Source organism: Rathayibacter sp. AY1D1 (genome assembly GCF_002932635.1).
Classification (GTDB): domain Bacteria; phylum Actinomycetota; class Actinomycetes; order Actinomycetales; family Microbacteriaceae; genus Rathayibacter.
In genome coordinates this window covers 60,227-79,890 of the sequence record NZ_PSVY01000009.1, presented here as the reverse complement: position 1 = coordinate 79,890, position 19,664 = coordinate 60,227, and the positions used below count along the sequence as shown (strand labels likewise).

The following is a 19,664-nucleotide window of genomic DNA, read 5'->3' as shown; positions in this document are numbered from 1 at the left end:
GCACTCCGCCGGCCCCGGCGTAGTCTCGGTGGATGAGCGCCTACGTCTCCGTCCTCGACCTGTTCAGCGTGGGGATCGGCCCGTCCAGCTCGCACACCGTCGGACCGATGCGCGCCGCCCTCGCCCTCGCCGAGCGGATCCGCGACGCCGGGCTCCTCGGCCGCGTGAGCCGGGTGGGCTGCACCCTCTACGGCTCGCTCGGCTCCACCGGGATCGGCCACGGCACCCCCGACGCGGTGGTCGCCGGTCTCGCCGGCCTGGACCCCGAGACGTGCGACCCGGCGCTGGTGCGCGGGGCCTGGCAGCGCCTCGACGCGGAGGGGACGATCCTCCTGGCCGGCGAGCAGCGCCTCGCGATGACGCGCGACGACGTCGTCTTCGAGCCGCGCACGAGGCTGCCGGAGCACCCGAACGCCCTCACCTTCAGCGTCTGGGTCGGAGACGACCCGCTGCCGGTGTGGGAGGAGACCTACTACTCGATCGGCGGCGGCTTCATCCGGCGCGCGGGCGAGCGCGCCGAGCTGGCTGCGCTGGCCCCGCACCCCTACCCCTTCGTCTCCGGGCTCGACCTGCTGGCGACCTGCGACCGGACCCGCTCCGGCATCGCCGAGATCGCCGCCGCGAACGAGCGCGCTCTGCACCCCGGGGTCGACATCGACGCCCGCCTCGACGCGATCTGGGACGCCATGGCCGCCTGCGTCGAGCACGGCCTGGCGACCGACGGCGTGCTGCCGGGCGGCCTGGGCGTCCGCCGCCGCGCCTCGGTGCTGCGCGAGCGCCTCGAGGCCTTCGAGGAGGACCCTCTCGACCGCGCCCGCGCGACCTCGGTGGAGTGGCTCCACGCCTTCGCCCTCGCGGTGAACGAGGAGAACGCCGCGGGCGGGCGCGTCGTGACGGCTCCGACGAACGGAGCGGCGGGCATCATCCCCGCCGTCGGGCACTACTACCTCCGCTTCGTCCCGGGCGCCGACCGCGCGGGGCTGCGCCGCTTCCTCCTCACCGCCACCGCGATCGGCTCGCTCTGCAAGACGAACGCCTCGATCTCCGGTGCGGAGGCGGGCTGCCAGGGCGAGGTCGGCTCGGCCTGCGCGATGGCCGCCGGAGCGCTCTGCGCGGTGCTCGGCGGCACTCCGCGCCAGGTCGAGAACGCGGCCGAGATCGCGATGGAGCACCACCTCGGACTGACCTGCGACCCGGTCGGCGGGCTCGTGCAGATCCCCTGCATCGAGCGGAACGCGATCGCCTCCTCCACCGCCGTGAGCGCGGCCCGCCTCGCGCTGCACGGCGACGGCGACCACCGCGTCTCGCTCGACGCGGTCATCGAGACGATGCGCCAGACCGGCATCGACATGTCGTCGAAGTACAAGGAGACGAGCGAGGGCGGCCTCGCGGTCAACGTCATCGAGTGCTGAGCGCCCGGCGGCGTCCGTGACCGTGCGTGACGCACGGGGGCGCGCCTGTCGGCGGTCGCGCCTACCGTGGGGCGGGTGAGCACCTCCTCCGCCCCGTACCTCGCCCGGCCGATCGTCTCGACCCAGTGGCTCGCCGACCAGCTCGGCCGCGAGCACCTCGTCGTCGTCGACGCCAGCGTGCTGCTCGTGCCCGGCTTCGACGGGCGGCCCGGCTACCTCAGCGGCGACGAGCAGTACCTCCTCGAGGGGCATGTCCCCGGCGCCGTGTTCGGCGACCTGCTCGAGCAGCTGTCGGATCCGGCGGCTCCCCTGCCCTTCACCCGGCTCGACCCGGAGCGCTTCGCCGCCGCGACCGCCGCGCTCGGCATCGACGACGACTCGGTGGTCGTCGTGTACGACTCCGCGGTCGGCCAGTGGGCCTCGCGCGTGTGGTGGCTGCTGCGCTCGGCCGGGCACGACGCCGTCGCGGTGCTCGACGGCGGGCTCCCGGCCTGGCGGCGGGAGGAGCGCCCGATCGAGACGGGGCACGTCGAGCCCGCGGTGAGCGGAGGTATCAGCGTGCGCGAGGAGCGGCCGCTCTGGATCGACAAGGCCGGCGTCGAGAGGGTCGTGCGCGGCGAGGCTCCCGGGGCGCTGGTCTGCGCGGTCCCGCCGAAGGAGTTCACCGGGGAGGAGGGGCGCCGCCCCCGCCTCGGACACCTGCCGGGCTCGCGGAGCGTCCCCGCCGGGCGGCTCGTCGACCGCGCCGACAACACGCTCCTGCCGTCGGAGCGGCTGCGGTCGCTGTTCGGAGACGCTCTCCAGGCCGAGCGGATCGTCCTCTACTGCGGGGGCGGGATCGCCGCGACGGCCGATGCGCTCGCACTGGCGGTGCTCGGAGTCCACACGGCGGTCGTCTACGACGGCTCGCTCAACGAGTGGGCCGCCGACCCCCAGGCGCCGCTGGTGGTCACGGCCGCGTGAGCAGCTCCTCCGGGAGGCGGGTCGTCGGCAGGGCGCAGACGAAGGCCTCGCAGGAGTAGGCGGTCGGCAGCCCCTCCCGCGAGATCCGCCCCTCGAACAGCTCGAAGCCCGCGTCCGCCCAGTCCCGGGCGCCCTCGTCGGACACGCCGACCAGCACGCCGATCCCGGCGGACCGGGCGCCCTGCACCGCCTCCGCCGCTCCGGGGCCCACGACGACCAGCTGCCGCACCGGGCGAGCCAGCCGCGAAGCGAGCCCGAGCACGGCGCCGAAGCCCATCGGCCGGCGGACCGCGCCCGGAGCGATCGAGGCGACGACCGCCTCGGCCGCCTCCCGGTAGCGCTGCGATCCGGTGAGCAGGTACAGCTCGTGCGCCGCGTCCGCAGTCGCCGACAGGCCGGAGGGGTAGGCGCCCTCGGAGGGGTCGGCCGCGAGCAGGAGTCCCCGCGCGGTCAGCGCCGGGTCTCCTCCCCCGGGCAGCGCGAACGGCAGCGGGCCGTCGGCCGCGTCGAGCGCGCCGTCGATCAGGGTGCGCGCCGCGACCGCGTAGCGCGGGCGGCCCTCCGCCAGGGCGAGCTCGAGGAGCCCGCCGGCCAGCATCCCGAGGTCCTCCAGCGCCGGGCGGGCCGCGGAGACGGCACCGTCGAGGGAGGCGCGCACCGTGACGCGGCCGTCGACGAGGTGCCGCTGCAGCACCGCGTCCGCCGCGCGCCGGGCGGCGTCGATCCACTCCTCCCGTCCGAGCACGCGTCCGGCGCGGGCGAGCGCGCGGATCGCCAGGCCGTTCCAGCCGGTGACGACCTTCTCGTCGAGAGCGGGAGGCGCGAGGCGGGACCGGTCCTCGGCGAGGTAGTAGCCGCCCTCCGAGCGCTGACCGTCGACGATGCTCTCCGAGTCCTGCGCCGACGCGAAGCCGCCGCCCGGCCGCTCGAGAGTGGTCAGGAGGAACGCGGCGACGCCCTCCGCGATCCCGGTCAGCTCCGCCATCCGGGCCCCGTCGTGCCCGAGCAGGACGGCAGCGACGTCGAGCAGCTGCGCGTTGTCGTACAGCATCCGCTCGTAGTGCGGATCGCTCCAGTCGGCCTGCGTCGCGTAGCGGAAGAAGCCCCCGTCGCGGTCGCGGAGAGGGGACGCGGCCAGCGCGAGCAGCGTGCGCTCGGCGAGCGCCGCTCCCGAGGGCCGCGAGGCCAGGAACCCGAGCACGGGGGCCACCGGGAACTTCGGGGCGCCGCCGAAGCCGCCGTGCACCCGGTCCTCCTCGTCCGCGAGTGCGCGGACGGCGCCGTCGAGCTCGGCGTCGCCGGGCAGTGCGGCATCGGCGGGCAGCGCCGCGGTCGCCTCGCGCAGGGCCGCGGCCAGGCCGCCCGCCGTCGCCTGCACCTCGTCGCGCCGCAGCCGCCACGCCTCCGAGACCGCGTCGAGGACGTCGGAGAAGGCGGGCACGCCGCCGACGGCGCGCGGCGGGAAGTAGGTGCCGGCGAAGAAGGTCTCGCCGGCGGGCGTGGCGAAGGCCGTCAGCGGCCAGCCGAGCTGCCGGGTGAACGCGCTCGCGGCCGTCAGGTAGGCCGTGTCGACGTCCGGGTGCTCCTCGCGGTCGACCTTCACCGCGACGAAGTCCGCGTTCAGCCGCGCGGCGAGCACCGGATCCGAGAACGACTCCCGCGCCATCACGTGGCACCAGTGGCAGGTGGAGTAGCCGATCGACACCATCACCGGGACGTCGCGGCGCACCGCCTCGGCGAACGCCTCCTCGCCCCAGGGGAACCAGTCGACCGGATTGTCCGCGTGCGAGCGGAGGTAGGGGCTGACACTGGAGCGCAGACGATCGGCCATGCGCCCCACGCTAGACGCGGGCGGAGCCGCCGGTCAGGGGGTTGCCGCGCGACGGAGGGTCAGGAGGTCCGCGGAGCGCCGACGTCCGCGGGTCTCCCCCGCCGCCGGCCCGCCCGGCCGCTCAGCGCTCGAAGAACCAGCCCGACGGCCGCTCCGTGCCGCGCACGACCGTGCCGCCTCCGCCGCTCCCGCCGCGACGGCCCACCGCCAGGTAGGCGAGGCTGCCGATGAACGGCGCGATCACGATGAACGCCACCCAGGAGACCTTCGCGACCTTCGAGAGCCTCGGGTTCGACAGCACGCCCCTGATCGCGAAGAGCAGCAGCACGATGTTCAGCACGACCAGCAGGGACTGCGGATTCATCGGGGTGCTCCACGGGATCGTGCGCCGCGGTCGACCGGCGCCGGAGCGCCCGACCGGGCAGGGTGGCCCGCGATGTTCCACGAGACAGGGCATTGTCGCACGCGGCGTAGGATGGAGGGCTCATGTCAGACGTGCTCAGCATCCGCTACCCGCCCGAACTCCCCGTGTCGGCGCGGCGCGACGACATCGCCGCCGCGATCCGCGACCACCAGGTGGTCATCGTCGCCGGCGCGACCGGATCGGGCAAGACGACCCAGCTGCCGAAGATCTGCCTGGAGCTCGGCCGCGAGAGCATCGCGCACACGCAGCCCCGGCGCATCGCCGCGCGCACCATCGCCGAGCGCATCGCGGAGGAGCTCGACGACGAGGTCGGCGGGCTGGTCGGCTACCAGGTCCGGTTCACCGACAAGGCGTCCGCCTCGACGCGGATCAAGCTGATGACCGACGGCATCCTGCTCAACGAGATGAACCACGACCGGATGCTCAGCCGGTACGACACGATCATCATCGACGAGGCGCACGAGCGCAGCCTCAACATCGACTTCCTCCTGGGCTACCTGCACCGCCTGCTGCCGCAGCGCCCCGACCTGAAGGTGATCATCACCTCGGCGACGATCGACCCGCAGAGCTTCGCGGCCCACTTCGCCGACGCCGCCGGCGAGCCCGCGCCGATCATCGAGGTCTCCGGCCGCACCTACCCGGTCGAGATCCGCTACCGCCCGCTGGTCGCCGAGGAGCCGGAGGAGGACGACGACACCGACGTCCCCGACGCGACGAGCGGCAGCCGCGACCTGATGACCGGCATCGCCGACGCCCTATCCGAGCTGGCGCGCGAGGATCCGGGCGACGTCCTGGTGTTCCTCTCGGGCGAGAACGAGATCCGCGACGCCGAGGACGCCATCCGCGGTCGGAACCTGCCGGGCACCGAGGTGCTCCCCCTCTACGGGCGCTTGTCGGCGGCCGATCAGCACCGCGTCTTCGAGAAGGGGCGCACCCCCGGCGTCCGCCGCCGCGTCGTGCTCGCGACCAACGTGGCGGAGACGAGCCTCACCGTCCCCGGGATCCGCTACGTGATCGACGGCGGCACGGCCCGCATCTCGCGCTACAGCGCGCGCTCGAAGGTGCAGCGGCTGCCGATCGAGGCGGTGTCGCAGGCCTCCGCGAACCAGCGCTCCGGCCGCTCGGGCCGCACCAGCGCGGGCATCGCGATCCGCCTCTACTCCGAGGAGGACTACCTCCGCCGCCCCGAGTACACCGATCCCGAGATCCTCCGCACGGGCCTGGCCGCGGTCATCCTGCAGATGATCTCGCTCGGACTGGGCGACATCGCCTCGTTCCCGTTCCTCACTCCGCCCGACTCCCGCGGCATCAAGGACGGCCTCGACCTGCTCACGGAGCTCGGCGCCCTCCGCGTCCCCGGCTCCCCCTCCGCCGCCTCCGCCGCGCCGCGAGACGCCGCTCCGGTGCGCGGCACGCCGCCGAACGCGCACTCGAGCGGCGTCCCGCGCAAGGGGGCGGAGGCCGCGCCGCAGCTCACGCGCATCGGGCGCGACCTCGCGCGGCTCCCCATCGATCCGCGCTTCGGCCGGATGGTGATCGAGTCGCGCCGCCACGGCGTCAGCCGCGAGGTGATGGCGATCGTCGCGGGCCTCACGATCCAGGACGTCCGCGAGCGCCCTCTCGAGCGCCGCGCGCAGGCCGACCAGCAGCACGCGCGCTTCGTCGATCCCACCAGCGACTTCCTCACCCTGCTGAACCTCTGGAACTACGTCGAGGAGAAGCAGGAGGAGCTCTCCTCGAGCGCCTTCCGGCGCCTGTGCAAGGCCGAGTACCTCAACTACCTGCGCGTGCGCGAGTGGCAGGACGTGTTCCGCCAGCTGCGCCAGCTCGCGCGCCCCCTCAAGCTCGAGCTGGGCGAGCCGAAGGTCGACCCCGACGGGATCCACCGGAGCCTCCTGGCCGGCCTGCTCTCGCACCTGGGCATCAAGGACACCACCTCGCAGCAGGCGCAGCGCGCGGCGAAGAGCCGCGAGCGCCAGAACGTGCAGTACATCGGCGCCCGCAACGCGAAGTTCTCGATCTTCCCCGGCAGCGCCCTGGCCAAGAAGCTCCCCGACGCGGTGATGAGCGCCGAGCTGGTCGAGACCAGCCGCCTCTTCGCCCGCTCGAACGCCGCGATCGATCCGGCCTGGGCCGAGGCGATCGCGGGCGACCTCGTCAAGCGGCAGTTCAGCGAGCCGCACTGGGAGAAGTCGCAGGGCGCGGCCGTCGCCTACGAGAAGGTCACGCTCTACGGCGTGCCGATCATCGCCCGCCGCCGCGTCCAGTTCTCGCGGATCGACGCCTCGTACGCCCGCGAGCTGTTCATCCGGCACGCCCTCGTCGAGGGCGAGTGGGAGTCGCGCCACGCCTTCGACCGCAAGAACCGGGCCCTGCGGGCCGAGCTCGAGCGGCTGGAGGAGCGCACGCGCCGTCGCGACCTGCTCGTCGACGACGAGGCCGTGTTCGACTTCTACGACCGCCGACTCCCCCGCGACATCACCTCGGTGCGCTCGTTCGACTCCTGGTGGCGGACGACCCAGCACGACGAGCCCGACCTGCTGACGATGACGCAGGAGACGCTCCTCCCCGAGGACGCGGAGCAGATCGACGAGACCGCGTTCCCCACGCAGTGGCGCCAGGCCGACCAGCGCTTCCGCCTCTCGTACCGGTTCGAGCCGGGGACGGAGGAGGACGGAGTGACGGTGCACGTGCCGCTCGCGCTCCTGCCCCGCGTGACGCCCCTCGGCTTCGACTGGCTGGTGCCGGGACTCCGGGCCGAGCTGGTCACCGCGATGATCAAGGCGCTGCCCAAGCACCTGCGCCGGAACGTGGTGCCCGCGAACGACTGGGCGCGCAAGCTCACCGCGTCCCTGCCGCACGACGTGCCGAACCCGCCGACGGAGTCGTTCGCGGCGACCCTGGCCGGAGCGATCCGCCGCGAGGCCGGCGTGGTGGTGCAGCCCGAGGACTTCGACCTCGAGCGCATCCCCTCGCACCTGCGGGTCACCTTCGCCGTCGCCGACGAGCGGGGGCGCACGGTCGCCGCCGGCAAGGAGCTCGCCCCGCTGGCCGAGCGCCTGCGCGGTCGGGTCCGCGACGAGGTCGCCCGCGTGGTCGAGGCCCGGGTCCCCGACGCGCTCGAGCGCCGGGGCCTGAAGACCTGGGACATGCCGGAGCTGCCCCGCGTCACCGACACCCGGCAGGGCGGGAACACCATCCGCGCCTACCCCGCCCTGATCGACGACGGCGACTCGGTCTCGATCCGCCTGCTCGCCACGGCCGAGGACCAGGCGCGCGAGCACCCGCGCGGCGTGCGCCGCCTCCTCCTGCTCGCGACGCCGAGCCCCGTCGCCTACGTGCAGCAGCACCTCACCTCGAACGAGAAGCTCGTGCTCGCGCAGAGCCCGTACCAGAACACGACCGCGCTCTTCACCGACTGCCTGCTCGCCTGCGTCGACGCGGTCCTCTGGCGGATGAAGCCCGACGGGATGCTCTTCCTCCGCGCCGAGTTCGACGCCGTGCGCGACCGGGTCTCGGCGAGCGTCATGGACGCGATGTTCGAGACCGTGAAGACGGTCACGACGATCCTCACCACCGCCCGGGGCGTCGAGAAGGCGCTCAAGGCCTCGACGAGCATGGCGCTCCTGCCCGCTCTCACGGATGCGCGGGAGCAGCTCTCGGGCCTGGTCTACCCGGGCTTCGTCTCGGCGACCGGAGTGGAGCGGCTGCGGCACCTCCCGCGCTACCTCGGCGGGATCACCGAGCGCTTCGGCAAGATCGCCGAGAACGTCGGGCGCGACCGCGTCTGGCTGAACGAGGTGCAGGCGGCCCAGGAGCTCTACCGCTCGGCAGGCGGCGTCGTGCCGCTGCCCGCGCACGCCCCGGAGCGGATCGCGCGCGCCCGCTGGATGATCGAGGAGCTGCGGGTGAGCTTCTTCGCGCAGTCGCTCGGCACCGCCGAGAGCGTGTCGCTGCAGCGGATCCGCAAGGTGCTGGCCGGCTGACGCGCCCCTCCGCCGAGGGAACCGCGACCCGTCGAGCGGCCCTCGGGCAGCGGTCTCCCTCGACGAACCGCAGTCCCCTCCGGAGCGCTAGTGTCGTCCGGTGGGCAGCTACACCGATCTCCTGAAGACCCCCGGGGTGGGGCGCATCATCCTCGCGCAGCTGACCGCGCGCTTCCCGTTCGGGATGCTCTCGCTGGCGTTCCTCCTGCACGTGGAGCGGGTGCACCACTCCTACGCCGCCGCCGGCCTGGTGCTCGGCTCGATGTCGATCGGGCAGGCCATCGCCGGGCCGCTGACCAGCCGCCTGATGGGGCGGCTCGGGATGCGCCGCGTGCTGACGATCACCCTCGTGGTCTGCGCGGGCGCGATCATCGCGATGGCCGTGCTCCCGCTCGAGGTGTGGCAGTTCGTCGTGATCGGATTCATCGCCGGCCTGAGCATGCCGCCGGTGCAGCCGGCCGTGCGGACCATCTACCCCAAGATGGTCACCAGCTCGCAGCTGACCCCGCTCTTCTCGCTCGACGCCTCCGCGCAGGAGATCATCTGGGTGCTCGGCCCGGTGCTGGCGACGCTCGTGTCGATCCAGGTGTCGACGGTCGCGGGCATCCTGACCGCCGCCGCGTTCCTGATCGGCGGCGGGATCTGGTTCATCGCCTCGCCCGAGGTGGGCCGCGTCCGCATCCCGCGCTCGAAGCGCCGCCTCGGCGTGGTGCTCACGAAGCCCCCGGTGCTGCTGGCCACGGTCGTCGGCTTCCTCCTGATCGGCGCCTGCTCGGCGGTCGAGGCGGGCGTCGTCGCGGTGTTCGGCGAGGGCGGAGTCGAGTCGGGCGTCGTGCTCGCCGTGTTCGCGGCGGGCTCCCTGGTCGGCGGCCTCGCCCTCGGCCACATCCCGATCAGCCGGTGGGCGACCGCGCGGCGGATGCTGATCGTCACGGTCGGCATGGGCCTGGCGGCGGTCTCGACCGACTTCTGGTGGCTGTGCGTCACGCTGTTCCTCGCCGGCATCGGCATCGCCCCCGCTCTCGCGGCGCTGTTCGCGATCACCGCCTCGAGCGTGCGCTTCTCGGACACGGCGGAGGCCTACGGCTGGGTCGGCACCGGTCAGCTGATCGGCGCGGCGCTGGGCTCCGCGATCGCCGGCGTGCAGATCGACCAGGCCGGGCCGACCGCCGCCATCGTCGTCGCCGCGGCCTTCGCCCTGGTCGGCTTCCTGGTGCCCCTGCTCGGCCGCCGGTACCACCCGGATCTCCGCGGGCGCGACGCCAGCCCGCTGCCCGACACCGAGCCGGTCACGCTGCCCTCCTAGGCCGCCACCCCGGTTGTCCGGCGCCTGTCGGGCACCCTAGGGTGAAGGCCACGACGGCGAGGGGGCGGCATGGGACTGCGGGAGGACGCGGAGGAGCTGGTGCGCGAGCACCGGCGCGCCGCCGCCCGGACCGACCTCCTCGACCCCTGGTCCGATCCGGAGACCCCGGAGTGGTGCACCGAGCTCGCCGCCGCGCTCTGGCAGGGGTCCTTCCGCCCGAGTCCCGTCTACTTCCGCCGCGAGGAGTCCTCGCACGCCTGGCGCGGCCCGCACTCGACCCGCCTGCACCACCTCGGCTACGGGTGGCAGCTCACCGCGCACCGCGAGCAGCACGGGGTCGTCGCCTCCGAGACGGCGGTGGTCCTCGAGACGGGCTCCCTCTGGCGCGGACTCGGCATCGGCCGGCGCCCCGTGCGCGCGCTCCGCGGCCGGCTCGGCGTCGAGGGCCTGCAGGCGGGCCACGACGTGCACTTCGCCGCGCGCGGCATCGACGAGCGCAGCGACGCGGAGCGCGCCGAGCGGCGCCTCCTCTTCGGGGTGGCCGGTCTCGCGGCGCTGATCGAGGACGACGTGCACGTGGGACCGCACGGCGAGCTCGACTGGAGCGTCTGAGGCGCGTGCCAGCATGGGAGGCATGAGCGTCCCCCTGATCCCCCTCAACGACGGCCGCGCGATCCCCCAGCTCGGGCTCGGCGTCTACAAGATCGGCGACGAGGAGGCGGCCCGCACGGTCGCCGTCGCCCTGGAGGCCGGCTACCGGCACGTCGACACCGCCACCCTCTACGGCAACGAGCGCGGAGTCGGCGAGGGGATCCGCGCGAGCGGCCTCCCCCGCGAGCAGGTCTTCGTGACGACCAAGGTCTGGAACGACGACCACGGCTTCGACGAGACGCTCGCCGCCTTCGACCGGAGCCTCGAGCTGCTCGGCACCGACTACGTCGACCTCTACCTCGTGCACTGGCCGATCCCCTCGCGCGACCGCTACGTCGACACCTACCGCGCCCTCGAGCGCCTGCAGAGCGAGGGGCGGGCCCGCTCGATCGGCGTCTCGAACTTCGCCGAGGAGCACGTGCAGCGCCTGCTCGACGAGACGGGAGTGGTGCCGGCGATCAACCAGGTCGAGCTGCACCCGCGGCTGCCCCAGGAGGAGCTGCGCACCTTCGACGCCGCCCACGGGATCGTCACCGAGGCGTGGTCGCCGCTGGCCCGCGGGCGCCTCCTCGACGAGCCGGCCCTGGCCCGCGTCGCCGCGAAGCACGGCGTCTCGCCGGCGCAGGCGGTGCTGCGCTGGCACGTGCAGCTCGGCGTCGTCGTGATCCCGAAGTCGGTGACGCCGGAGCGGATCCGCGAGAACCTGGACGTCTTCGGCTTCGCCCTCGACGACGAGGACCTCGCCGCGATCGCCGGGCTCGCGACCGGTGAGCGCACCGGGCGCGACCCGCGCTTCGACTGAGGCTCCGGCGATGACGGCGGGCAGGGTCCTGCTCCTGCACGGCCTGGGCGGCTCGGGCCGCACCTGGTGGCGGCTGAGCCGCGAGCTGACCGCGGCGGGCTGGAGCGTCTCCGCTCCCGACCTGCGCGGACACGGCGACGGGCCGCGCGGCGGCTCCTCCCGCCACGACGCCTACGCCGACGACGCCCTCGCGCGGGGACCGTTCGACCTCGTCGTCGGGCACTCGCTCGGCGGAGCGGTCGCGGTGCGCGCCGCCGCCCGCGACTCCGGCTGGGCGGGGCGCCTGGCGCTGCTGGACCCGGTGCTCCGGCTCGCCCCGGAGCAGCGGGCCGCCGTCCGCGCGGGCGAGCTCGCCGGTCTCGCGGTCTCGGCCGAGGAGCTCGCTGTCGCGCAGCCGCTCTGGGACGAGCGGGACCGGGCCGAGAAGCTCGCCGCGGTGCGGGCCGCCGATCCGGCCGCGGTCGCCGCGACGATCGACGACAACAACCCGTGGGACCTGCTGGCGGACCTGCCGGGCCTCCGCCCGCCGGTCCTCGTGCTGGCCGGCGACCCGCAGGTCGAGACGCTGCTCCCTCCCTCCCTCGCCGCCCTGGTGCTGCGCGCGAATCCGCGCATCCGGTACGCGGTCGTGGCGGGCGCAGGTCACAGCCCCCACCGCGACCGTCCGGAGGAGACGCTCGCGATGCTCCGCGAGTGGGCCGAGAGCCCGGCGACGGCCTGACCGACCCGCCGGCCCGGTCCGTGTTTCGTCCGGATGAAATCTGGCAGGGGGGACTGGGCCGCACCGTTTCCTGTGAATACCCTCGCAGAGGACGCGATCCCCTCCCAGTCTTCGGGAGGTGCGCGTCGGGGCCGCCGACGCGGCGGCCCGTTCTCGAGGAGAGGGAGCCCCAGTGGCGCGAACCACCACGAACACCCCGAGCGGCCGCCGACGCCGCTCGCTGATCGGCTCGAGCGCGATGATCGGAGCGGGCGCCCTCGTCGCCGGCTTCGCCTTCGCGCCGACGGCGAGCGCCGTCGAGCCGGTCGACTTCGCCGACACCGTCACGGTCGACGGCATCATGACCCACCTGGAGGCGCTTCAGGCGATCGCGGACGCCAACGGCGGCACCCGCGCGATCGGCACTCCGGGCTACGAGCTGAGCGGCGCGTACGTCGAGAAGGTCCTCGCGGACGCCGGCTACACGACGCAGCGCCAGGACTTCACCACCGCGACGCAGACGATCGACGCGTTCACGCTGACCACCGGCACCGGCGCCGTCGGCACGCCGATGGAGTTCACTCCGTCGACGCCCGAGGGCGGCGTGACCGGCGAGCTCATCGCCCCCGTCGATCCGCTCGGCTGCACCACGGACGCCTGGACCGGCCTCGACGCCACCGGGAAGGTCGCGCTCGTCAGCCGCGGCTCCTGCAGCTTCCTCGAGAAGTCGGTCGCCGCCGGTGCCGCCGGCGCCGCCGCGATCATCATCTACGACAACGCGCCGAGCGACGCCCTCAACGGGACGTTCGGCGGACAGGACGCGGCCGCCGTCCCCGGCGTCGGCGTCACGCAGGCCGAGGGGCAGGCGCTGCTGGCGTCGCTCCCCGCGAGCGTCTCGGTCCTCATCGACCAGACGACGACCGAGGTGGAGACCTTCAACATCGTCACGGAGACGCCGGGCGGCGACCACGACAACGTGGTCATGCTCGGCGCGCACCTCGACAGCGTGCCCGCCGGCCCCGGCATCAACGACAACGGCTCCGGATCCGCGACGCTGCTCGAGACGGCCGTGCAGCTGGCCGCCGCGGGCGACACGACCAACGCGGTCCGCTTCGCCTGGTGGGGCGCCGAGGAGGTGGGCCTGGTCGGCTCCTACACCTACGTCGACTCCCTGACGGAGGAGGACGCCTCGAAGATCGCGACCTACATGAACTTCGACATGGTCGCCTCGCCGAACTACGTGATCTCCGTCTACGACGCGGACCAGTCCACCTACGAGGCACCCGTGGACGTGCCCGCCGGCTCGATCGCGACCGAGAAGGCGTTCACCGACTACTTCGACTCGATCGACCAGCCCTGGATCGACACCGCGTTCGACGGCCGCAGCGACTACGACGGCTTCATCTCGGTCGGCATCCCGTCCTCGGGCGTCTTCACCGGCGCTGACGACGTCAAGACGGAGGAGGAGGTCGCGCTGTTCGGCGGCACCGCCGGCATCACGCACGACCCGAACTACCACTCCGCCGCCGACGACATCGACAACATCAACCAGGAGGCGCTCGGCATCACGTCGAAGGCCATCGCCTTCGTGACCGCCTCGTTCGCCGCGGATATTTCCGCGATCGACGCCGAGAAGGACCCGACCACGCCGACTCCGACGCCGGAGCCCACCGTGGCCCCGACCGCCGAGCCGACCGTCGCTCCGACCGCGCAGCCGACCGTCGCCCCGACGACCGCGCCCACCACCGCTCCCACTCCGAGCAGCACGCCGACCGCCGTGGCGCCGCACCCCGGCGGCCGCCCGCCCCTGGCCTCGACGGGCGCCGACGTCGGCCTGCCGCTGGGCCTCGGCGGACTGCTGATCGCCGGCGGCGTCGGCGGGCTCCTGCTCGCCGCGCTGCGCCGCCGGAGCGCCGAGCGCGGCTAGCCGCCACCGCCCCGGAGCCGTCCGGCCGTCGCTCCGCGACGACCGGACGGCTCCGTCGTTCCGCCCTGAGGGGACCCCGGACCGTCGAGCTGCGGCGGGTCCCTTCGACGGTCGGGGGCTCCCTCGCGTCCGACAGGGCTTCCGGCGGCCGGGGGACACGGTGTTCACTGGGCGCATGCGAGCCATCTGGAAGGGCGCGATCACCTTCGGCCTGGTCAACGTGCCGGTGAAGATCTACAGCGCGACCGAGGACCACGACATCCCGCTGCACCAGGTCCACGACAAGGACGGCGGACGGATCCGGTATCAGCGCAAGTGCGAGATCTGCGGCGAGGTCGTCACCTTCGACCACATCGACAAGGCCTACGACGACGGCGAGCGCACCGTGGTCCTGTCCAAGGACGAGCTCAAGGCGCTGCCGGAGGAGCGCGACCGCGAGATCGACGTCGTGCAGTTCGTGCCCAGCGAGCAGGTCGACCCGATCATGTTCGACCGCGCCTACATCCTGGAGCCCGACTCCTCCTCCCCCAAGGCCTACGTCCTGCTGCGCCGCACCCTCGAGCAGACGGACCGCACCGCGATCGTCGAGTTCGCGCTGCGGCAGAAGACCCGCCTCGCCGCGCTGCGCGTGCGCGGCAAGCTCCTGATGCTGCAGACCCTGCTCTGGGCGGACGAGGTGCGGGAGGTCGAGTTCCCGTCGCTGGAGGGCAGCACCCGGATCGCGGCGCGCGAGCTCGAGATGTCGGCGCACCTGGTCGACTCCTACTCCGAGGACTTCGACGCCGCGAAGTTCCACGACGCGTACCAGGAGGAGCTGCGCACGCTGATCGACGCCAAGATCGAGCAGGGCGACGCCCTCGACACCGCCGCGACCTTCGGCGAGGCGCCGGAGGAGGAGGGCGGCGGCGAGGTGCTCGACCTGATGGAGGCGCTCAAGCGCTCGGTCGAGCGCAGCCGCGGGGCGAAGGGGACGCCGGCGGAGGAGGCCCCCGCCGAGAAGAAGGCCGCGAAGAAGGCGGCGAAGGCTCCGGCGACGACCGCCGCGAAGAAGAAGCCCGCGGCGAAGAGAGCCGACACGGAGAAGGGCGCCGACGCGCCTGCGAAGAAGCGGACCCCGAAGAAGACCGCTGCGGCGGAGAAGGCGGCGTCCTAGTCCCGCCGGATGCGGCGGGTCGGGGTCAGACGGAGCCTCCGGCCCGCTCGGCCGCCCGGTCGGGCTCGTCGGCCGCGTCCAGCTCGTGCACGTCGTCGAGGTCGACCGCGACCGAGCTGACCAGCGCGAGCAGCGCCTCCGCGTAGGCGTTCTCGGCCGCCGCGTCCTCGAAGGTCCGCGCCCGGCCGCCGAGCTCGACCTCGACGGCGAACCGCGTCTCCGGCTCGGCGAGGCGACGGAGGGAGCGGAAGGTCCCGCGGAGGAGCTCGCGCAGCTGGTCCTCCCGCGGCAGCCAGAGCGAGTCCTCCAGGGAGACGGAGTCGAGCGCCCATTCCGTGGTGCCGTTGAAGCCGAGGACGGTCCCGCTCGGGTACTCGTGCGCCTCGATGGTCATGTCGCTGACGGTGAAGACGTCGCCGTCGAAGCCCTCCCGCTCGATGCGGAAGCGGTCACCGGTGCGGGGCGTCCAGCGCACGCCCGCCGTGCGCAGGGCACGGGCCAGCTCGAAGGAGATCATCCGACGAGTGTGGCCCGCGAAGCCGCGAACGCGCCGCGAGCGGCACCCGCGCGCCCCGATGTCGGTGGATGAGTTTACGTTCATGAAACGTCCGGTTCACAGGCCGGGCACCCGCACTGCATAGCGTGACCATGCGTGCCCCTTTCGGGGGTGCGCCGGCCGCGCCGCGCGGCGACGACGCTGCGACCGCTCTTCCGAGCGGCGATCGAGAGGACCACCATGCCCGACTCTCCCACTCCGCCCGACCGCCGCCGGAGGCGCGGGCTCGGCCTGGCGGCCCTGACCGGACTGGCCCTGGCGGCCGCTCCGCTGGTCGCGACCTCCGCCGCGGCCGCGCCCTCGGGCGACGAGCTCGTCATCAGCGAGGTCTTCGCCCGCGGAGGCTCCGCCGGCGCCGCGTTCAGCAACCGCTACGTGGAGCTCTACAACCCCACCGCCGCCGAGATCGCCCTCGGCGGCCTCTCGATCCAGTACCGCTCGGCGACCGGCACCGCGAACCCCACCACGACCGTGCCGCTCACCGGCTCGGTGCCCGCCGGCGGCCACTTCCTGCTCGCCGGCGCCAGCAACGGCACCAACGGCGCGGCCCTGCCGACGCCCGACCAGAGCGCGAACGGCCTCAACATGGCCGCCGCGGGCGGCACCCTCTTCCTCGTCGACGGGACCTCGGCGCTCGTGGCGCCGCCCACCGGCGCCGCCGCCCAGCCGGACGCGGTGATCGACCTCGTCGGCTACGGCACCTCGAACACCTTCGAGTCGTCCGTCGCCACGGTCCCCTCGCTCACCCAGACGATCGCCCGCGCAGACACCGCCACCGGCGACACCGACGTCAACTCGGCCGACTTCGCGCTCGGCGCACCGACCCCGCAGGCCGCGGGCGGAGGATCCGAGCCCGAGCCCACGACGCCGCCGACGACCACCCCGCCGACCACTCCCCCGACCACCCCGCCGGCCGAGATCCCGGCCGTCTCCATCGCGGAGATCCAGGGCACCGGCGACGCGTCGCCGCTCGTCGGCAGCACCGTCACCACCTCCGGCGTCGTCACCGCGCGCTACCCGTCCGGCGGCTACAACGGCTACGTCATCCAGACCCCCGGCACCGGCGGCGAGAGCTCGCGCACGGCCTCCGACGCCGTCTTCGTCTTCTCCTCCGCCTCCGTCGGGTCGGTCGCGATCGGCGACCACCTGCGCATCACCGGCGAGGTGAGCGAGTACAACGGCCTGACCGAGCTCACCCCGACCTCGGCCGCGACCGTCGTGAAGCTCGACGACGCCGCCGCAGCGCCGGTCCCGGCCGCTGTCGCGCTCCCCCGCACCGCCGCCGAGCGCGAGGTACTCGAGAGCATGCTGATCGCTCCGCAGGGCGCCTACACGGTCACCGACACCTTCGACCTGAACAGCTTCGGCTCGGTCGGCCTCGCCGCCGGCACGTCCCCGCTGCTCACGCCGACCGAGGTCGCCCGCCCCGGCTCGCCGGAGCTCGCGGCCGTCGTCGCCGACAACGCCGCCCGCGCGATCACCCTCGACGACGGCGCCTCGATCAACTTCCTCGGCGCCGCCGCGAACAAGGCGATCCCGCTGCCCTACCTCACCACCACCGCGCCGATCCGCGTGGGTGCTCCGGCGACCTTCACCCGCCCCGTCGTCCTCGACTACCGCAACGGCGGCTGGGCCTTCCAGCCCACCACGCAGCTGACCGTCGAGAACGCCGGCGACGTGCAGCCCGCGACCTTCGCGAACACCCGGACCGCGAAGCCCGAGGCCGTCGGCGGCGACCTCTCGATCGCGTCCTTCAACGTGCTGAACTACTTCTCCACCACGGGCGACTCGATCACCGGCTGCACCTTCTACACCGACCGCGACGGCGACCCCGTCACGGTCAACAGCGGCTGCGACGCCCGCGGCGCCGCGAACGCGGACGACCTCGAGCGCCAGCAGGCCAAGATCGTCACCGCGATCAACAGCCTCGGCGCCGGCGTCGTCTCGCTCGAGGAGATCGAGAACTCGGCCAAGTTCGGCAAGCCGCGCGACGAGGCCCTCGCCACGCTGACCGCCGCGCTGAACACCGCCGCCGGCTCGGAGCTGTGGGCGTACGTGCCCTCACCCGCCGCCCTCCCCGCGCTGGCGAACGAGGACGTCATCCGCACCGCGTTCATCTACAAGAAGGCCGTCATCGAGCCGGTCGGCGAGTCCGTCATCCTGAACGACGGCGTCGCCTTCTCCAACGCCCGCAAGCCCCTCGCCCAGGAGTTCCGCCTGATCGGCGACAGCGCCAGCGAGTTCGTCGCGATCGTGAACCACTTCAAGTCGAAGGGCTCCGGCTCCGGAGTCGACGCGGATCAGGGCGACGGCCAGGGCGCCTCGAACGCCTCCCGCGTCAACCAGGCCACCGCGCTCGTCGCGTTCGCCGACCGCCTCCGCACCGAGAAGGCCACCGAGCTCGTCTACCTGCTGGGCGACTTCAACGCCTACTCGAAGGAGGACCCGGTGAAGGTGATCACCGACGCCGGCTACATCGACCAGGGTGCGAAGGACGGCAAGTACTCGTACTCGTTCGACGGCGCGGTCGGCTCGCTGGACCACGTCTTCGCCTCGCCCGCGGCCGACAGGACGGTCACCGGGGTCGACACCTGGAACATCAACAGCGGCGAGTCCGTGGCACTGGAGTACAGCCGCTACGACTACAACGCGACGATCTTCTACGACACCTCGGCGTACCGCTCCAGCGACCACGACCCGGTCGTCGTCGGCCTCGACCTGCCCGAGACCCGGACGGACCCGGAGCCCGAGCCCGTCACGGTCATCGACGTCGCGACCACCGCCTCCACCAAGCGCCTCGCCGTCGTGCGGACGCTGACGGTGTCGGCGGTGAACAACGGCGACGAGACGGTCTCGATCGAGATCACGACGGCGTACGGCAGCAAGACGAAGAAGACGGTCAAGCCCGGCCAGTCGTTCACAGTCAAGACCGTGACCGTCTTCACGCCCATCAAGGCCGGCACGGCGACCATCGAGGTCACCGCGCCCGACGGCACCGAGCGCGTCTACAAGCAGGCGTACCGCGGCGCCTGATCCCGCGCGACCCCTGACCTCGACGAGCTCCGGCTCCTAGAGTTCGGGGATGCCCGAGGGAGACAGTGTGCACCGTCTCGCCGCCCGCCTCAGGCGGGCGGCGGACGGTCGCACCGTCCTCGAGGGCGAGCTGCGCTCCGGGGACGCGGCCGGCACCTCCCTCGCCGGGCTGAGGATCCTCGAGCACGACACCCACGGCAAGCACCTCCTCACCCGCTTCTCCGGCGGAACGACCCTGCACACCCACCTGCGGATGCAGGGCTCCTGGACCGTGACCGCTCCCGGCCGAGCGGTCCCCCGCTCGGTGCAGAAGGACGTCCGCGTCCGCCTCCGCCTCGACGACGACTCGACCGTGTGGGGCATCGACCTCCCGGTCGTCGAGCTCCTCGCCACCCGCGACGAGCCGCGCGCCGTCGGGCACCTCGGGCCCGACCCGCTCCGCGCGGACTGGGACGCCGACGAGGCCGTCCGGCGCCTCTCCCGCCTCCCGGACCGGCCCGTCGTCGCCGCACTCCTCGACCAGCGCTGCCTCGCGGGTCTCGGCAACCTCTGGGCCAACGAGGTCTGCTTCCTCCGCGGGGTCTGGCCCTGGCGGCCGATCGGCTCCCTCGACATCCGCGCCCTCGTGGCGACCGCGGCGAGAGGCCTCCGCGCCTCCGTCACGATCCCGGGGATATTCCAGACCACCACCGGTGACACCCGCCGCGGCGAGCGGCACTGGGTCGCGGGGCGCGCCGGGCGCCCGTGCCTGCGCTGCGGCACGACGGTGCTCGTCCGCGACGAGGTCCGCGACGACCCCGAGCAGCGCCGCACCTGGTGGTGCCCGCACTGCCAGCCGGAGCAGGCGGCCGCCCCCTGAGCCCGCGTACCGCCGCCTGAAGCCCGCGTACCGCTGCCGACGGCCCGTGCGTAGGCTGGCC

The 19,664-nt window shown here is 73.5% G+C and carries 14 protein-coding genes; 11 read left to right on the top strand and 3 right to left on the bottom strand.

Annotated features, from left to right (window positions below; genetic code table 11):
- The first annotated feature begins 32 nt into the window (after positions 1–32).
- A complete protein-coding gene (locus C5C56_RS08595; protein WP_104309675.1) occupies positions 33–1,412 on the top strand; it encodes an L-serine ammonia-lyase in 1,380 nt (459 codons plus the stop codon).
- Positions 1,413–1,487: 75 nt separating this feature from the next.
- Positions 1,488–2,375, top strand: a complete 888-nt coding sequence (locus C5C56_RS08590; protein WP_146086464.1) for a sulfurtransferase — start codon at positions 1,488–1,490, stop codon at positions 2,373–2,375.
- Here the strand turns inward: C5C56_RS08590 and C5C56_RS08585 are convergent.
- Both C5C56_RS08585 and C5C56_RS08580 read right to left on the bottom strand, forming a co-directional pair.
- Complete coding sequence (locus C5C56_RS08585; protein ID WP_104319404.1) at positions 2,362–4,206, bottom strand: thioredoxin domain-containing protein; 1,845 nt, start codon at positions 4,204–4,206, stop codon at positions 2,362–2,364. The genes C5C56_RS08590 and C5C56_RS08585 overlap by 14 nt on opposite strands.
- 121 nt (positions 4,207–4,327) lie before the next feature.
- Positions 4,328–4,570 (bottom strand): PLDc N-terminal domain-containing protein, encoded by a 243-nt coding sequence (locus tag C5C56_RS08580; protein WP_160033960.1) that lies wholly within the window; start codon positions 4,568–4,570, stop codon positions 4,328–4,330.
- Positions 4,571–4,692: 122 nt separating this feature from the next.
- On the opposite strand from C5C56_RS08580, the gene hrpA reads away from it, so the two are divergent.
- The 7 genes from hrpA (at position 4,693) to C5C56_RS08545 (ending at position 15,155) form a co-directional block, all read left to right on the top strand.
- Entirely contained in the window at positions 4,693–8,616 is a 3,924-nt protein-coding gene (gene hrpA / locus C5C56_RS08575; RefSeq protein ID WP_104319402.1) for an ATP-dependent RNA helicase HrpA, read from the top strand.
- Positions 8,617–8,716: 100 nt separating this feature from the next.
- Positions 8,717–9,922 carry an MFS transporter gene (locus C5C56_RS08570; RefSeq protein WP_104226915.1) on the top strand — a complete coding sequence of 402 codons (1,206 nt, stop codon included), beginning with the start codon at positions 8,717–8,719 and terminating at the stop codon, positions 9,920–9,922.
- Between the two features lie 69 nt (positions 9,923–9,991).
- The gene (locus C5C56_RS08565; RefSeq protein WP_104233702.1) at positions 9,992–10,534 is read left to right on the top strand and encodes a hypothetical protein; all 543 of its coding nucleotides are present in this window, start codon (positions 9,992–9,994) and stop codon (positions 10,532–10,534) included.
- A 22-nt stretch (positions 10,535–10,556) separates the two neighbouring features.
- A complete protein-coding gene (locus C5C56_RS08560; RefSeq protein WP_104260329.1) occupies positions 10,557–11,375 on the top strand; it encodes an aldo/keto reductase in 819 nt (272 codons plus the stop codon).
- A 10-nt stretch (positions 11,376–11,385) separates the two neighbouring features.
- Positions 11,386–12,096, top strand: coding sequence for an alpha/beta fold hydrolase (locus tag C5C56_RS08555; protein ID WP_146086463.1), 711 nt, complete (start codon positions 11,386–11,388; stop codon positions 12,094–12,096).
- A 172-nt stretch (positions 12,097–12,268) separates the two neighbouring features.
- Positions 12,269–14,002 (top strand): M28 family peptidase, encoded by a 1,734-nt coding sequence (locus C5C56_RS08550; protein ID WP_104319400.1) that lies wholly within the window; start codon positions 12,269–12,271, stop codon positions 14,000–14,002.
- Between the two features lie 175 nt (positions 14,003–14,177).
- The gene (locus C5C56_RS08545; protein ID WP_104319399.1) at positions 14,178–15,155 is read left to right on the top strand and encodes a Ku protein; all 978 of its coding nucleotides are present in this window, start codon (positions 14,178–14,180) and stop codon (positions 15,153–15,155) included.
- A gap of 25 nt (positions 15,156–15,180) precedes the next feature.
- Here C5C56_RS08545 and C5C56_RS08540 read toward each other — a convergent pair whose 3' ends face one another.
- Entirely contained in the window at positions 15,181–15,672 is a 492-nt protein-coding gene (locus C5C56_RS08540; protein ID WP_308471023.1) for a pilus assembly protein CpaE, read from the bottom strand.
- A gap of 219 nt (positions 15,673–15,891) precedes the next feature.
- Here C5C56_RS08540 and C5C56_RS08535 point away from each other — a divergent pair, with 219 nt between their 5' ends.
- Together C5C56_RS08535 and C5C56_RS08530 are read left to right on the top strand one after the other, a co-directional pair.
- Positions 15,892–18,744 carry an ExeM/NucH family extracellular endonuclease gene (locus C5C56_RS08535; protein ID WP_104319398.1) on the top strand — a complete coding sequence of 951 codons (2,853 nt, stop codon included), beginning with the start codon at positions 15,892–15,894 and terminating at the stop codon, positions 18,742–18,744.
- 49 nt (positions 18,745–18,793) lie between these two features.
- Positions 18,794–19,603 carry a DNA-formamidopyrimidine glycosylase family protein gene (locus C5C56_RS08530; RefSeq protein ID WP_104319397.1) on the top strand — a complete coding sequence of 270 codons (810 nt, stop codon included), beginning with the start codon at positions 18,794–18,796 and terminating at the stop codon, positions 19,601–19,603.
- The last annotated feature ends 61 nt before the right edge of the window (positions 19,604–19,664 follow it).

Coding starts and splice junctions, on each gene's coding strand:
- C5C56_RS08595 (WP_104309675.1), top strand. CDS start 33: ATGAGCGCCTACGTCTCCGTCCTCGACCTGTTCAGCGTGGGGATCGGC.
- C5C56_RS08585 (WP_104319404.1), bottom strand. CDS start 4,206: ATGGCCGATCGTCTGCGCTCCAGTGTCAGCCCCTACCTCCGCTCGCAC.
- C5C56_RS08580 (WP_160033960.1), bottom strand. CDS start 4,570: ATGAATCCGCAGTCCCTGCTGGTCGTGCTGAACATCGTGCTGCTGCTC.
- hrpA (WP_104319402.1), top strand. CDS start 4,693: ATGTCAGACGTGCTCAGCATCCGCTACCCGCCCGAACTCCCCGTGTCG.
- C5C56_RS08565 (WP_104233702.1), top strand. CDS start 9,992: ATGGGACTGCGGGAGGACGCGGAGGAGCTGGTGCGCGAGCACCGGCGC.
- C5C56_RS08560 (WP_104260329.1), top strand. CDS start 10,557: ATGAGCGTCCCCCTGATCCCCCTCAACGACGGCCGCGCGATCCCCCAG.
- C5C56_RS08555 (WP_146086463.1), top strand. CDS start 11,386: ATGACGGCGGGCAGGGTCCTGCTCCTGCACGGCCTGGGCGGCTCGGGC.
- C5C56_RS08545 (WP_104319399.1), top strand. CDS start 14,178: ATGCGAGCCATCTGGAAGGGCGCGATCACCTTCGGCCTGGTCAACGTG.
- C5C56_RS08540 (WP_308471023.1), bottom strand. CDS start 15,672: ATGATCTCCTTCGAGCTGGCCCGTGCCCTGCGCACGGCGGGCGTGCGC.
- C5C56_RS08535 (WP_104319398.1), top strand. CDS start 15,892: ATGCCCGACTCTCCCACTCCGCCCGACCGCCGCCGGAGGCGCGGGCTC.
- C5C56_RS08530 (WP_104319397.1), top strand. CDS start 18,794: ATGCCCGAGGGAGACAGTGTGCACCGTCTCGCCGCCCGCCTCAGGCGG.